Source organism: Agrobacterium sp. 22094, assembly GCF_052046015.1.
Lineage (GTDB): Bacteria > Pseudomonadota > Alphaproteobacteria > Rhizobiales > Rhizobiaceae > Agrobacterium > Agrobacterium cavarae.
The window spans coordinates 1,082,867-1,097,217 of the sequence record NZ_JBQEPX010000001.1 but is presented as its reverse complement, the minus strand read 5'-3'; the positions used below and the strand labels follow the sequence as shown (position 1 = coordinate 1,097,217).

15 protein-coding genes and 1 tRNA gene are annotated in these 14,351 nt (G+C 58.1%); 9 read left to right on the top strand and 7 right to left on the bottom strand.

Annotated elements, in window-relative coordinates; genetic code table 11:
* Positions 1 to 64: 64 nt before the first annotated feature.
* Positions 65 to 1,120 carry a septal ring lytic transglycosylase RlpA family protein gene (locus ACTJK5_RS05195; RefSeq protein ID WP_440611952.1) on the bottom strand — a complete coding sequence of 352 codons (1,056 nt, stop codon included), beginning with the start codon at positions 1,118 to 1,120 and terminating at the stop codon, positions 65 to 67.
* 267 nt (positions 1,121 to 1,387) lie between these two features.
* Here ACTJK5_RS05195 and ACTJK5_RS05190 point away from each other — a divergent pair.
* Both ACTJK5_RS05190 and ACTJK5_RS05185 read left to right on the top strand, forming a co-directional pair.
* A tRNA-Ser gene (locus ACTJK5_RS05190) sits at positions 1,388 to 1,477 on the top strand.
* Positions 1,478 to 1,710: 233 nt separating this feature from the next.
* Positions 1,711 to 1,959 (top strand): hypothetical protein, encoded by a 249-nt coding sequence (locus ACTJK5_RS05185; protein ID WP_112519110.1) that lies wholly within the window; start codon positions 1,711 to 1,713, stop codon positions 1,957 to 1,959.
* 439 nt (positions 1,960 to 2,398) lie between these two features.
* Here the strand turns inward: ACTJK5_RS05185 and ACTJK5_RS05180 are convergent, their stop codons facing one another.
* Complete coding sequence (locus ACTJK5_RS05180) at positions 2,399 to 3,502, bottom strand: hypothetical protein (RefSeq protein ID WP_440611951.1); 1,104 nt, start codon at positions 3,500 to 3,502, stop codon at positions 2,399 to 2,401.
* A gap of 96 nt (positions 3,503 to 3,598) precedes the next feature.
* The gene (locus tag ACTJK5_RS05175; RefSeq protein WP_440611950.1) at positions 3,599 to 4,537 is read right to left on the bottom strand and encodes a LysR family transcriptional regulator; all 939 of its coding nucleotides are present in this window, start codon (positions 4,535 to 4,537) and stop codon (positions 3,599 to 3,601) included.
* Positions 4,538 to 4,632: 95 nt separating this feature from the next.
* On the opposite strand from ACTJK5_RS05175, the gene poxB reads away from it, so the two are divergent.
* The 3 genes from poxB to ACTJK5_RS05160 are packed head-to-tail and all read left to right on the top strand — an operon-like array spanning position 4,633 to position 8,694.
* The gene (poxB, locus tag ACTJK5_RS05170) at positions 4,633 to 6,357 is read left to right on the top strand and encodes a ubiquinone-dependent pyruvate dehydrogenase (RefSeq protein WP_440611949.1); all 1,725 of its coding nucleotides are present in this window, start codon (positions 4,633 to 4,635) and stop codon (positions 6,355 to 6,357) included.
* An 11-nt stretch (positions 6,358 to 6,368) separates the two neighbouring features.
* Positions 6,369 to 6,854, top strand: a complete 486-nt coding sequence (locus ACTJK5_RS05165; RefSeq protein ID WP_440611948.1) for an FUSC family protein — start codon at positions 6,369 to 6,371, stop codon at positions 6,852 to 6,854.
* Entirely contained in the window at positions 6,841 to 8,694 is a 1,854-nt protein-coding gene (locus ACTJK5_RS05160; RefSeq protein ID WP_440611947.1) for an FUSC family protein, read from the top strand. Before ACTJK5_RS05165 ends, ACTJK5_RS05160 begins: the two co-directional genes overlap by 14 nt.
* Positions 8,695 to 8,790: 96 nt before the next feature.
* Here ACTJK5_RS05160 and ACTJK5_RS05155 read toward each other — a convergent pair whose 3' ends face one another.
* From ACTJK5_RS05155 to ACTJK5_RS05140, 4 genes are all read right to left on the bottom strand, one after another.
* A complete protein-coding gene (locus ACTJK5_RS05155) occupies positions 8,791 to 9,294 on the bottom strand; it encodes a DUF992 domain-containing protein (protein ID WP_116493749.1) in 504 nt (167 codons plus the stop codon).
* Positions 9,291 to 9,614 (bottom strand): BON domain-containing protein, encoded by a 324-nt coding sequence (locus ACTJK5_RS05150; protein WP_062427538.1) that lies wholly within the window; start codon positions 9,612 to 9,614, stop codon positions 9,291 to 9,293. The genes ACTJK5_RS05155 and ACTJK5_RS05150 overlap by 4 nt, the downstream gene beginning before the upstream one ends.
* Before the next feature lie 25 nt (positions 9,615 to 9,639).
* Positions 9,640 to 9,819 (bottom strand): CsbD family protein, encoded by a 180-nt coding sequence (locus tag ACTJK5_RS05145; RefSeq protein WP_440611946.1) that lies wholly within the window; start codon positions 9,817 to 9,819, stop codon positions 9,640 to 9,642.
* 147 nt (positions 9,820 to 9,966) lie between these two features.
* Positions 9,967 to 11,451, bottom strand: a complete 1,485-nt coding sequence (locus tag ACTJK5_RS05140) for a PAS domain S-box protein (RefSeq protein WP_440611945.1) — start codon at positions 11,449 to 11,451, stop codon at positions 9,967 to 9,969.
* A 162-nt stretch (positions 11,452 to 11,613) separates the two neighbouring features.
* Here ACTJK5_RS05140 and ACTJK5_RS05135 point away from each other — a divergent pair, with 162 nt between their 5' ends.
* The 4 genes from ACTJK5_RS05135 (at position 11,614) to ACTJK5_RS05120 (ending at position 14,350) form a co-directional block, all read left to right on the top strand.
* A complete protein-coding gene (locus tag ACTJK5_RS05135) occupies positions 11,614 to 12,060 on the top strand; it encodes a YaiI/YqxD family protein (protein ID WP_062427341.1) in 447 nt (148 codons plus the stop codon).
* A 6-nt stretch (positions 12,061 to 12,066) separates the two neighbouring features.
* Positions 12,067 to 12,741, top strand: coding sequence for a DUF1345 domain-containing protein (locus tag ACTJK5_RS05130; RefSeq protein ID WP_111850739.1), 675 nt, complete (start codon positions 12,067 to 12,069; stop codon positions 12,739 to 12,741).
* Positions 12,742 to 12,767: 26 nt separating this feature from the next.
* Entirely contained in the window at positions 12,768 to 13,601 is an 834-nt protein-coding gene (gene fghA, locus ACTJK5_RS05125; protein ID WP_335322485.1) for an S-formylglutathione hydrolase, read from the top strand.
* Between the two features lie 149 nt (positions 13,602 to 13,750).
* The gene (locus ACTJK5_RS05120; RefSeq protein ID WP_062427343.1) at positions 13,751 to 14,350 is read left to right on the top strand and encodes a PAS domain-containing protein; all 600 of its coding nucleotides are present in this window, start codon (positions 13,751 to 13,753) and stop codon (positions 14,348 to 14,350) included.
* The last annotated feature ends 1 nt before the right edge of the window (position 14,351 follow it).

Sequence of the window (14,351 nt, the reverse complement as noted above, 5' to 3'; positions counted from 1 at the left end):
ATCCGTAAAATGGAATCGTCCTCAGACACAGCGATTATGGGCCACAAGGCCGCCGAGGCAAAGCTCAACGGGCCTTGTTCTGCTTGTTCTTCAAGTAGTTAAGAATGGACTGTTCCGTCAGCTCGCCACGCTCGACAAGAACGGCGTCGAAAACGTGAGCAGCCTTGGATGCCGGCGCTGCTTCGGAATAGGCAGAAGCGTAGCGCGGCGATGCGCCTGGAACGCGCAGGAAGTTGCCTTCCGGACGCTCGTTGATAAACGGACCGATCTCTGGAAGCGCGATGAACTGAACGTTGCCCTGCCCTCCAAAGGAGGCCGGAGCAGCACCTTCGACCAACGGCATAGCCTGGAGCGCATTGTTCTTCTTCGTGCTAACCAGCGCGGTCTGCGCCGAGCCGCCGTAAGCAGGGTTGGACGGGATTGGAATATTGCTTTTCGATGCAGAGGCAACCATCACGCCGCTTGCAATCTGACCTTCAGGATTGACGCCCGGAGAACGCGAGCCCTTGGGGATATAGGACGCCATGAGGAATGGCATGTCGTGACCGTCAAGCGGTGCGCGACCGACATACTGCACGCGAACCTTGGCAGTGCCCGTACCCTTCATGTCGAGCAGATCGGCTGTCTTGCTGGAGACGTCGATCAGGCGACCCTCGTGGAACGGGCCGCGATCGTTGACGCGCACCACGACAGAGGAGCCGTTTTCGAGGTTGGTCACGCGGGCGTAGCTTGGAAGCGGGAATGTCGGATGGGCGGCAGAAAGATGTTCCTTGTCGTAGGCTTCACCATTAGCCGTCATGCGGCCGTGAAAGGCGGAACCATACCAGGATGCCAGGCCTGACTTGTCGTAGCCCGGATCTTCCTTCGGGAAGTACCGGCGGCCCTTGACCGTGTAGGCATTGCCGACGAGGAACCGGCCACCGCCTTTGGGGACGTTGGCACCTTCTGCGATACGCGGACTTGCCTTCACGCCATATTCCGACTCGGCGAAATATTCCTTGCTGCGCTTCGGCTTCGTTTTTGTTTCCGACGTCGTCGAACATGATGCGGTCGCGGCGCAGAGAACGGCAATGCCGACCCATTTGACGCTGACGCCAAGCTTCGTAACGGTAGACTTCAAATTCTTGCCCCGTGCTGCTTTAGACCGCGCCTGTGCACGGCCCCTCTCACACCTCGATGATCACGCCCATCACATCGAAGCACTTAACGGATGCCTAATCTTGCCCGCAACATGGCGAAAATGCGAACGATATGATCCGGAAAGCTAAAATTGTAATCAACGTGGTTAAGCAATGGTTAAATCTGATCTGGCGAGAGCGACTGATAAATAAGGCTTTTGAGGCAATTGACGCGCTGGCCCAAATGTTTATAAACCCGCGGCAGGCGAGGATGGGTGTCCGAGTGGTTTAAGGAACCGGTCTTGAAAACCGGCGTGCGGGAGACCGTACCGTGGGTTCGAATCCCACCCCATCCGCCACTTTCAAAAAAATCAAATACTTGCTGTATCACCCAAGGTGTTTAGCGTCTGCAGTCTTCTAATCAGTGCTTTCACAGCGGCTAGGCTCCACATGCTGGCGTAGCGACGCCTTGGCTTGTGTTGGAAGTTGGTGATCCGAACCGTTCTTCTTCGTGGTCTCGAATGACCGCCTTCAAGCGCGGTGGAACCTTGTGCATCGGCATATGTTAATGTCCGGCATTGGGAGAGAAATCATGAAACTTTTAAGCGCAGCGATCTGCCTCGTTTCTGTCGGAATTCTGAGTGGATGCGTGGATGACCGCGGTTACCGCAGCGGCGGCTACTATTCGGCGGGCGTTTACGACCGATCCTATGAAAGGGATCGATACTACCGCAACTACGACCGCCGCGAGTGGCGTGATCGCCGCGGCCCGCGCCGTGACTACCGCTACCGCCCACCGGTTTATGGCGGCACCCAAGAATACGGCGTTATAGTCAGGTAAACTGTACAGACTGTTGCAGTTTCAGACGTCTCAGCAGAATACAAGCCTTTAGACATCGGCGCTGATAGCGCGCTTCGCGGAGTAGCAAACGCTAGATGGCCGGAGATGCGATCTGATCAATCGCCTCCCCGGCCATTTGCCATTATCCAAAGGGCTTTAACAGCACCAGGCTGATGCTTTCCACACACGATCTCTATTCTGCAATTTTGAGTCGTTCAGTCCTTTCGTGAGGCGATCAGACTAAGCAGTCGGCGGCATCTGCAGCACCCTCAAGCCATGGCATGGACCACATCTCCGGTCGTGCCCCACAAGCTTGGAGCCTACCCGCAATTCGCCCCCAGATTTAGGTTGTTCATCCGTCGCACCTCGACGTCCGCCGCCAAGGATGAGCGGCAAAATGAGCCGAAACCGGATGACAGTTCAGGCTCATCGAGGTGGGTCACTTCCAGCTTCGATAATCTCCAGCCGTGCAACCAAATGGTGCGTTTTGATCGCCGAAGCGTTTTTGCAATTGGGCGCATCCCCACTTGTTGATTGGACCCGGCATGAGGTTGTTGATGTCCATCGCCGGTGACGTGAATTGTGACGGCGCGGCGGTAACGTACCAAAGCCAATAGCCCCCGAGTCCGACGATCATCAGCAGGATGATGATGCCGAATGCCTTGAGTCCCTGCAGGGTGGAAGCGCCAGCGGATTTTTGAGGCTGGGTTCCTGTCGCCCGCGCGCCTTCCGACACGGGTGTATTGGCAGCGACAGCTGACAGCGCCTGTGCCCTTTCCGCATCGGTCAATTCGATCCGCTCCAACCGATCGTCCAGAAGGACTGGCAGCGGACTGTTCTCCTGCCAGGCGGCAAGCGCGATATCGTGTTTTTCGGATTGTCCGATGATGAACGGAACCTCGTCCCTACCCATCAGCGAAAAGGACTGCCGTTTGGTTTTGTCGTCGCGGATCGTGTCCGAATAGGTTAGGAAAAGGCCACCGCGTTTTTTCGTGACATTCGTGAGCGCGACCGGCAACAGCGTCAGTGGCTGAGCTTCGCTGAGCTTGGCCTTTGCCCGGAAAAATCGAACGAGTGCAAAAAGCAGGGCGATCCCGCCGAAGCCGAGAAGAACAAAAAGGATTGCCAGGGTGATAATCCGGTTCCACAGCATGTCGAGACCGAGCGAGATGGTCGCAAGCTGCGGATCAGAGCCCGAGATGAAAAGACCTGCCTCATAGTCGCCGGAGTGCATATCGACGAACATCACCTCCACGTCACTGTTGTAGTGCTTGCCCTCATAGTCGTAGGAGACCTTGGCGATGCAGGTGGTGAAGACAGCCTTTCGTGTTTTGCAGCTGCCGTTGAGATCGCCGTCCTCGATCTCCACCGGGTTCTGGCTGATCTTGTAGTCCCGTATGATTCCAGGTCCTTCAGCCCACAGCATGAAGACGGCGAGTGCCAGCAGAATCAGCGGAGAGAAGTAGTAGGCGAATGGTATGGACAACACGCCGCGCTTTAGTTTTAAAGGGCGCGGAGGAAGCTTGATGTCGGGGATTGTCATGATGGCCTTTGCGCAGTTTCTGATCACAAGCGCGGCATCAATAGTTTATCAGAGATGACTAAACAACCGCGACAAGCCACTTCCACAGGTCCAACCTTATCCGGATGCGCTGGCGGCATTAGATGGGGTAGTGCGCCGGGCGGTTTGAATTGCGCTCATCAAAAAAGATGTCACAAGTTTCGCACGGTCATCCGTTCTGGTCGCGATGGCGATCGGTGCGCGCGGTGATTGCCCGGCGATCGGACGATAGACGGCACCGTCGCTTTTGATCGAACCAACCGAGCGCGGCACGATCGAAACACCAAAGCCTGCGGCAACCAGCGGGATGATGGAAACGATCTGCGACGCCTCCTGGCCGAGCTTGGGGCTGACACCTGCCTCGTTGCAGGCGGAAACGATGCTGTCATAGAGGCCAGGTCCAATGTCTCGGGGAAAGAGAATCAGATTCTCACCGGCAATCGCCTCGAGCGGCACCGCGTCATGGTCACGCAAGGCGTGATCAGCGGGCAGCGCGATCACCATGTCTTCATCCAGACAGGCGCGAACGGAGAGCAACCCATCCTCAAGGACCGGCGGGCGGATGAAGGCCACATCCAGCCTCCCTTCCCGCAGGCCCGCAAGAAGAGCGGGCGTATTGCTCTGCTCCGGCGACAGCACAACATCTGGATAGGCTGAACGATAGGCGCGAATGATGAGCGGAATTGCCGGATGAAAATAGGTGGCACCTGCAAAGCCTAGACGGAGGCGTCCCGTTTGGCCCGCCGCGTGGCGCCGCACCTGAGTGAGTGCGTCCTCGAAGCGCGCGACGATATCCAGCGCAGTCTCCTGAAACACCCTCCCCGCTGCCGTCAACTCCACGCCCTTGGCGTGTCGGGTGAAAAGCTGTGCGCCCACCGTTTCCTCAAGCTGACGAATCTGCATGCTGAGCGGCGGCTGGCGAATGCCGATCTTATCTGCCGCGCGGGTAAAGTGCTTCTGCTCCGCCACGACAAGGAAATAGCGAAGCCGCCGAATATCGATGTCATCTAATATCATATATGAAAAAGCCTCTGTTTATATATTGGAAATTAGATCGAAATGCTCCCAGCTTTCAAGGCAGACACCGATGCAAAGCAGAGAAGGAGATATCCATGACCATGACCGTCGCTGATCTACTGGCAGAAACCCTCGCCGATATTGGTGTCGAACGCATCTGGGGCGTCACTGGTGACAGCCTCAACGGGCTGAACGACAGCCTGAGGCGGCTTGGAAAAATAGAATGGATGCATGTGCGTCATGAAGAGACCGCTGCCTTTGCAGCTGGCGCCGAAGCAGCGGTAACAGGCAAGCTCGCCGTCTGCGCCGGAAGTTGCGGCCCGGGCAACCTGCATTTGATCAATGGATTGTTTGACTGCAAGCGCAACCACGTTCCCGTGCTGGCGATCGCGGCTCACATCCCCTCCTCCGAAATTGGTCTTGGCTATTTTCAGGAAACCCATCCGCAGGAACTGTTTCGCGAATGCGCGGATTTTGTCGAGCTCGTCTCCAATCCCGCACAGATGCCGGGCGTCCTCAACCGCGCGCTGAATACGGCAATCGGCCAGAACGGCGTTGCCGTGCTTGTCATTCCGGGCGATGTCGCTCTCGCCGATGCGCCCGTTTCGACAGTCCCGCCTCAGGCCGTTCCAGCCCTACCCCGCATCCTTCCACGCGAGGAGGAAATCAGCCGCCTTGCCAATCTGCTGAATGAGGGCAAGGCGATCACCATTCTCGCGGGCAGCGGCTGCGCTGGCCATCACGATGCCGTTGTGGCGCTTGCGAATGCGCTGAAAGCCCCGGTGGTTCATGCGCTGCGCGGCAAGGAACATGTCGAATGGGACAATCCCTTCGATGTCGGCATGACCGGTCTGATCGGCTTTTCGTCCGGTTATCACGCCATGGAAAATGCCGACACGCTGGTGATGCTCGGCACCGATTTCCCCTATCGCGCCTTCTATCCGACGAAGGCGCGGATCATTCAGATCGACCGCGATGCGGGCGCGCTGGGAAAGCGCGCGACGCTGACGCAAGGCCTGGTCGGCGACGTTGGCGAGACAATCTCAGCTCTTATGCCGCACTTAAAGCCTCGCAGCGACGCGCATTTTCTCGACGCTGCCCGCGCCAATTATCTCAAGGCGCGCGAAGGACTGGATGATCTGGCAAAACCCTCTGGGGCCGGCCAACCGATCCATCCGCAATATCTGGCGCAACGCATCAGCGAACTTGCGGCAGAAGACGCGATCTTTACCGCCGATGTCGGTACCCCCACTGTCTGGGCGGCACGCTATCTGGCGATGAATGGCAAGCGGCGTCTGCTGGGCTCCTTCAACCACGGCTCGATGGCAAATGCCATGCTTCAGGCCATCGGCGCCCAGGCTGCAGCCCCCAACCGGCAGGTCGTGTCACTCTCAGGTGACGGCGGTTTCACGATGATGATGGGCGACTTCATCACGCTGGCACAACTTAAACTACCGGTCAAAATCGTCGTCTTCAACAATGGCTCGCTCGGCTTCGTGGCGATGGAAATGAAAGCGGCCGGCTATATCGATACCGGCACAGACCTCGAAAACCCGAATTTTGCCGCGATGGCCAACGCCATGGGCATCAAAGGCATCCGGGTGGAAGAATCCGTCGATGTCGATTGGGCTTTGAGCTCAGCCTTCGCCCATCCAGGACCCGTGCTGGTGGATGTCGTGACCGCGAAACAGGAACTCGTCATGCCGCCGAAGATCAAGGCCGAACAGGCCAAGGGCTTCAGCCTCTATATGCTGAAGGCCATCATCAGCGGCCGCGGCGCTGAGGTGGTCGAACTCGCACGTACCAATCTGCTAAGGTAAGGAAGACGACGGTGAATGAGACACGCGTCCGCGACCTGGCTTTTGTCCTGCGCTGCTCAGGGGCCGCGACGCTGTCCTATATTCTGGCAGAGGCGGCCGGGCTTCCTCATCCCGTCTGGGCCGCGATGTCGGGCATCATCGTCGGTCAGGAAAAGCTTGGCGATACGCGCCAGGCCACCATCGGGCGGTTTGCCGGTACTCTGCTCGGCGTGATCATCGCCGTTGTCATTGGAACGGCGGCGCAAGGCTTTGGCATCGGTGCTGTAGCGGAAATCGCCGTTGCCGTCGCGCTCGCAGCCGTCATCGTGCGACGCTATCCATCTTTGAAGGTTTGTATGTGGACCTGTCCCATCGTTTTCCTGACAACCACGGCGGAGACGCCTCTTTGGGAAGTTGGCATGTATCGAGGCGCGGAGGTTTTGCTGGGGAGCGCTGTCGGTGCAGCGCTACATGCCATCGCGGAACAGATTATCTGGATGCGTTATGGCCGACGCTGAACAGCAAAGACGCCGCGCTAATATCCGTTTGAAGAGCAGATGGGCGCTACCTCATCTTCGACGGGCCGCCCGCCGGCTGGAATTGCGTGCCGTCGGCCTGCTCCCCGAGCAATTCAGCGGCGAAGAAGGTGCGCGCGCAGCACTCGTCGTCGGAGCGCCGTTGACAATCGCGCTGACAACCGGTCAGCCCGCACTCGGCTGGGCGGTCTTCGCTGCGTTCTGGACATGCCTGTGCGACGGGCCAGGCCCTCATAGCATGCGCCGCCGCACCCTTGGACTTTTCGTCCTGATCGGCACCGTCCTCGCCTTTGCCGGATCTTGGGGCGCATCGGCGGGGATGGAAGCTGCTCTCGCCGTCGGCCCTGCTCTTGTCTTCGCCGCCATACTGGCTGGTGCTGCCTTTTCGCTCGACGGTTTGCTGGGGACGCTGCTCGCTGTGGTCGCCGTTGTTGCCGTTGGCTTTCCGCACCCGGCTCCCGCCGCCGCAGCGCAGTCGCTGACATTTCTGGCCGGGGGAAGCTGGGCCTTTCTGCTCATCAATCTGGTCTGGCGGATCGATCCAACGGCATCGCTCGACCGCAACGCGGGCGCGGTCATTGCGCGGCTGTTCGATATGGCAGCAGATCTGGCCTCGATTGGTGATCGCGGCCATCGAGACGCGCAGTGGCACAGTGAACATGCCGAGCACAGACGCGCCGTGCGCATGTCGATGGAACGATTGAGAACGGTGCTGGCTCGGCACCCGGCAGACGCACATCAATACCACAATGCGCTCGGGGCAACAGAGATCATCTTCGGCGCCCTCGTCGCCTTGGACCACGCCTATATCCACAGATTGGGGCCGACAACGGAGCGCACGGCAACAGCGCGTGCGTTCGCCACCGCCCTGCTCGGGGTCCGCCTCTCTCTGCGAGACGATGTCCGTAAGAAGAACCTCCTTCGCCGCGGCATCGAGCGGCTGGACAGGACAGCCGAACATCTAACAGATGATCTCATGATCGGCTGCGTGCTGGCGCTTAAGAACGCGTTGCGCTTGCTTGAAAATCCGGAGCAGTCCAACGAGGCTTTGGCAACACCGCAGCATCAGGTCGCTCCAAACTGGAAGGACCGCATGAGGGGTGCGCTGCGGCTGGGCTTACGCCAGGCCTCGGGTGTCATTGGCGTCTACTACATCGCCATCATCTTTCAGCTGGGTTATCCCTACTGGGCAACAATGGCACTGATTGTCTGCCTTCAGGGCGGCGCTCGCGTGACATGGGCGCGATCGCTCGAACGCATTTTCGGTTCCCTGCTCGGTGGCTTTCTGGCTCTGGCGCTGCTCTCCGTCACGCAGCACCCCGTCATCTTGTGCGTGCTGGCAATCCTGCTTGCCAGCGTCACGATTTCGCTGCGGGCGGTCAATTATTCCATCTTCGTCGTCGTCCTGACCATGCTCTTCATCATCGTCACCGATATGATGCATCCGGGGAGCGGTGTTGCAGCAGCGCGTGTGGTGGACAACCTGCTTGGCAGCATCGCAGCACTGGTGGCCGTGCTGGTTCTCTGGCCGGATTTTGGACCGCCGCTCCACACGTTGATCGTGAAAGGCCGGGAAGCAAATCGCGACTACCTGGAAAGTGTCACGACCGGAAGACCTGTACTGGATGTGCGCACCGCACAGCGTTCCGCAGGCCTGGCAAGCATCGATGTCGAAGTTGCGCTGCACGATCTTAGCGGCTTGCGATACCGCCGCCATCGACTGAACGAAAATGACCAGTCGGCTCTGCGTGAGATGCGCAACCTTGCAGGAGAGGCAGCGGCAGCCTGGCACAGGCGGCTTGTAAAGGACCATGTGACGTGAAGCCATTCAGTCAACCAGAAACGGGGCGGTGGAAATCCCACCGCCCCGCAATTCTGTGATGCGCTAACGCGCTTTTCGGCGTTCTGGCAAACCGGATTAACCGGCAGACTTCAACCGCAGATTAGCGATACCAGCGGCCAGGTTGACGCCCGTGCCAGCCTGGGCGCTCAAGGGCTGCAGCGCGAAGTTCTTGGCGTTACCGCCAATCAGAGCATTGGCGCCGAGACCAACTCCAACAGCGGCAGAGGCGGAAGCACCGACATAGTTACCGCTCAGCGCGCCATCGCCGACGCGGGATTCAGCCGTATTGAAGACGATCCAGCTCAAATATTGCTTGCCGGTCACGCCAACGTCGAGGCCGATCTTGCCGATCGTGCCAGTGTAGCGTTCGACGTTGCCCGAGCGCTGACGGAATTCGCAGGACACCGCCTTGCTGGAACCGATCACCAGACCGATACCGCCTTCGATTTCACAAGACAGCGTACCGACGCGCTCCTTTTGTGCGGTTTCCATCTGCTTGTGCGAGCGCTTTGCTTCGGCATGGGCGACGGGTGCAACGGCAAGAGCGGCAATTGCGGTGGCAAGAACGATCTTCTTCATAGTGGACTCCTGTTGTCGTTGATATAGAGGTTTGGTTTGGTCAGGCGCGGAGGCGCCAGGTATTGAATGGTCGGCTTGATCGAGAGATCGGCGATGATCGGGCGCGAGGCAAAGCACTCCGCGATGAAGACCGCGCATTCGAGTGAGGCAAGTGTTTCCACCTCACCCGTCAGCATGACCCTGCCATTCTCCATGGACACCGTGATACGGCTACCTTCCTGCCCATCCGCATAGGCGATGATTGCCTGAAGTGCGGCGCAGAGGCTGCAGTCCTGGGGGTTGGCGGCGGGCGCGAGTGCCTCGTCGGAAGAAATCATCATCTCGATCAACTCCTGGCCGAAGGCTTTACTTGAGGGTCTTGCGAACGGTGTCCTTGGACTCGCCGTATTTGCTTTGCACTTCGCCTGCGACCTTTTCGGCGCGGCCTTCAGCCTGCATGTGCGTGTTGCCGGCAATCTTGCCGACGGCTTCCTTGATCGAGCCCTTGACTTGGCGAACTGCGCCTTCGATGCGGTTGTTATCCATTTTAGAACTCCTTCCTTCTCATCATGATGTCGCCGTCATTGGCGCCATGGTGAAAAGATAGAGCGAGGAAAGCCTCCGCATCAGAGAGAAAACTACTAGTCCTACTGGTACAAACTGGCCTTTTTTCAATAAAATCAGCAGCAGAATTTAAACCTTGCGCAGTTTGCGCCCGCTGAAGCCTCGCTCGCGGGCCCAGATGACGGCGGCTGCACGGCGGTTGACGCCGATCTTGCCATAGAGAGAGGCAATGTGATTGCGGATTGTGTGTTTGGAGAGATTGAGTCTGTCGCTCATCTCCTTGTCGCTGCAACCTTCGCAGATCAACGTCAGAATATCTTCCTCGCGCTCGGTGAGATCGCTGAGCGACGCCGTTGATGCCGTTCCCCTCGATGTCTGGCGCAGGCCCGCCAGCCTCTCGACAACGGTGCGGCTGAACCACGACGTATCCGCCATGACGGTTTCGATCGCTTCGATCAACTCGTCCTCGGAGCGGCGACGTTCCGTCACATCCTGAAGCGCCCAGATGACGCATTGCTGGTCGTTGATCTCGACGCGTTCAGCAGAGACAACGCATTCAGCGCTGTCACCATCCTTCAGGTTCATCCTGAGTGGCTCTTCGCGGATCGGCACATTGCCCTTCAGGCGGCGTTCCACGTCTCTGCGTGCATTCACGTCATCCCACAGTTTCAACTCGCTCGCTGTCTTGCCGATGACTTCCTGTTCCTTGCGACCGCACAGCTCCAGAAACGCGTCGTTGACTTCGGTAAAGACAAAGTCTTCGAGCCGCGAAATCGCCGTCGGAGCCGGAGAAAGGCGGAAGGATTTGAAAAAGCGCTCCTCGCTTTGGCGCAAGGCATTCTGCGCTTTTCTGCGCCCGTCGAGATCGGCGAAGGTGAAAAGCATGCAGGGCTCTTCGCCGACAGCGATCACCTCGCCAGCAACGATCACCAGTCGGTCACCCTCCGGGATGGGGATCAACGCTTCCCGGTGGCGAATGATGCGTCCGTCCTCAAGCCGATCAAGCGCGTCCTGTCCGGTTTCGCAATTGGAGAAGAGACCAAGTTCTTCAACACTGCGGCCGATGATCTCTTCTCGGGTAAACCCCGTCATCTCCATAAAACCCTGATTGACGCGAATGAAGCGCTTGTCCTCCATGCGGCAGATCAGGCCCGGCGCCGGGTTGGCGTTGAAGGCTCTCTCAAAGCGCTCTTCCGCCTCGTAAAGCGGCGTCTCGTCACGCATGATCAGAACAGTGACGTCCGGCTTCGCACCCGAATCCTCGATCGTCAAACCCCGGATGGTGTGAACCCACGTCAAGTCGAGGTCGGATGCCGGCGAGATTTCAACGGTCACATCGTCAACCTCCTCGCCGGCCACCAGCCGCTCCAGGGGATACTGCCCCTCGTCGAGCAGATGATTGTTGCGATAGCGAAGCGTGAAGTTCTTCCGGTAAGCCGCGATGTCCGTGCCGAGCTGCTCGAGCGTCTCGACCCGGTGCATCTCAAGCGCGGATTTGTTCGCCCAGGAGATTGTGCCATCCGGCTCCACCAGAATGAGACCGTCACTCAAGCCAGCAATGACGTGCTGCAGAACGAGACGGTTGATCTTCGGGGACTGCTCGATGTCGCTCATGAGGGGCAATCTCTTTCGTTTATGAATGATTTGAAATGGATCGAAGACGATAGTCCGGTGAAACGCGGGCAAGCGCAAACATGTTGCGCAGGGGCGGAAAAAAGCTCAAATGGGCACCCGAGCGATTGCACGACGAACGATCCAAAAGGACGAGCCTTTTCAATGCCGCAGATTTATGTCGATGCCGATGCGTGCCCGGTAAAGCCGGAAATACTGAAAGTCGCAGAACGGCATGATCTCGACGTCACTTTCGTCGCCAATTCAGGGCTGCGACCCTCCCGCGATCCCAAGGTGAAAAACGTCATCGTCTCGAACGGTTTCGACGCGGCTGATGATTGGATTGCGGAGCGTGCCGGCGAAGGCGATATCGTCATCACCGCGGATGTTCCGCTGGCCGGTCGCTGCGTGGCAAATGGCGCCATGGTCACGGGTCCGACTGGCCGCGTTTTCGATCAAGCCAATATCGGCATGGCCACCGCCATGCGTGACCTTGGCGCGCATTTGCGTGAAACGGGTGAAAGCAAGGGCTACAATGCCGCCTTCTCCCCACGTGACCGTTCGCAATTCCTGGAAACCCTTGACCGGCTTTGCCGCCGGATAAAGAAGTAATCGAGCATGGCGATCGCACCCAAGACAAAAGAACAGACAAAGATCAGTCTCTACGCACGCCATCGGCCATTTCTAATTGCCGCCGTCTTAGGGGGCGCGGTGTTGGCAGCAATGCTCATGCTCATACCGAAGCTCGCCATCGAATCTGCCGCCGTTGCGTTTTTTCTGACCTATCTCTTCCTGCTCGCCCTCCGGCTTCCCTATCTGACGGCAGCCCATCTCAAGGCCCATGCCGATCGTGACGATCTTCCAGCGATAGCCATCATCTTCATCACGCTGTTTGCCGTCGTTGTTGCTGTGGTGTCGCTGTTCATGGCGCTCAATCATTCCGGCGAAACCGCGCTGTCTCTGACACTTTCCTTTCTATCGGTCATTCTGGGGTGGCTCACGATCCACACCATGGCCGCGGTCCATTATGCCCACCTGTTCTGGCGCCCATCTGCTGATGGCGGAAAGCGGGAGCCGAAGGGCGGCATGGACTTTCCCGATACCGCCTCGCCCGGTATTTACGAATTCCTCTATTTCTCCGTCGTCATCGGTATGACGGCGCAGACCTCCGACGTTGCCGTCACCACAACGGCCATGCGCAAGGTCACGCTCGTCCACTCGATCGTGTCGTTCTTCTTCAACACTGTGCTGGTGGCAGCGGCGGTCAACGCCGCGGTGTCGCTGGCAGGTTGATACCGCTTTTATAAAGGATGCAGACCATGAAGGTAATTTCTCAGAACACGGCTTTTGGCGGCATGCAGGGTGTCTATGCGCATGAGTCCGAGACATGCAAATGCGAGATGACCTTCGCCGTTTTCGTGCCGCCAAAGGCGATCAACGAGCCCTGCCCCGTTCTTTGGTACCTTTCCGGCCTGACCTGCAGCCATGCCAACGTCATGGAAAAGGGTGAGTATCGAAGGCTTGCTGCAGAGCTTGGCCTCATCATCGTCTGCCCGGATACCAGCCCGCGCGGCAATGACGTCGCCGACGAGTTGACGAACTGGCAGATGGGCAAAGGCGCCGGCTTCTACCTCGATGCCACAGAGGCGCCCTGGGCCGAGCATTATCAGATGTATAGCTACATCACGGAAGAGCTTCCTGCCCTTATCGGTCGGCACTTCCGCGCCGATATGAGCCGACAGGGCATTTTCGGCCACTCGATGGGCGGTCATGGCGCCATGACGATTGCGCTGAAGAACCCGGATCGCTTCAAGAGCTGCTCCGCCTTTGCCCCCATCGTCGCGCCCTCGTCTGCGGACTGGTCGCGACCGGCTCTCGAAAAATATCTCGGCGAAGATCAAGCCGCTCGGCGTGCCTACGATGCCTGCGCCCTGGTGGAAGATGGTGCGCGCTTTCCTGAGTTTCTGATCGACCAGGGAAAAGCAGACAGTTTCCTGGAAAGCGGCTTGCGCCCATGGCTCTTCGAAGAGGCCATAAAAGGAACCGATATCGGCCTCACGCTACGCCTTCACGACCGTTACGATCACTCTTACTATTTCATCTCCACCTTCATGGACGATCACCTGAAGTGGCACGCGGAACGTCTTCTCTAAACCGTCTGGATTGCGTCGGTCGTCATCGACATCAAGGTCATGATTGAGGGCAAGTTTTCGTTATGCGAGTGATCTTTCTCGCGCCTTGCCCTTATCAAAACAAGAAATCTACCTTAATTAGATAAGCAATACATTGAGTTGATGAGATAATGCCGAAGTCATTTGTTCTGCCTCCCCTCCGGGAGTTTTTCGATAACGCAACAGTTGCCCTGGCGCTCGCCGAAGCGAAAGGAGACAACGCACTCGTCCTCGTCAATCAGCACTTCAAAACCCTTACCGGCTATGACGACGCCGATGTTCTAGGCAAGAATTGCCGGATGCTACAGCAAGGCGCAGGCGGTGAGCGCGCTTCGAACGAAGAGGCGCGAGCGAAGATTCACTCCTTCCTCTCTCGGCCAACCTCGTCGGTGATACGCACACCAATCGTCAATTTCCGCAAGGATGGCCGCCCGTTCGTCAACTTGCTGTTCATGTCGAAGCTGAGTTCCTCATCCGGCGACGTCCAATACATATTCGCATCGCAGTTCGATATCAGCCGGACGAGACCCGACCTGCTCGACAAATACAATACTGATCTAGGCACGACCCTCACGCGTATTCAGCCCATGCTTGAGGGCCATAACGTCATCATCGAAGGCAGCCTGGCAACGATTGCAAGCTCCGCCACTACGATTGCGCAGGCAAAAGTGACCTTGGCCGAGCTTGATAAGAGCGACCAGAGCCAGTCTGGTCGGACCCTGAGGGATTGAG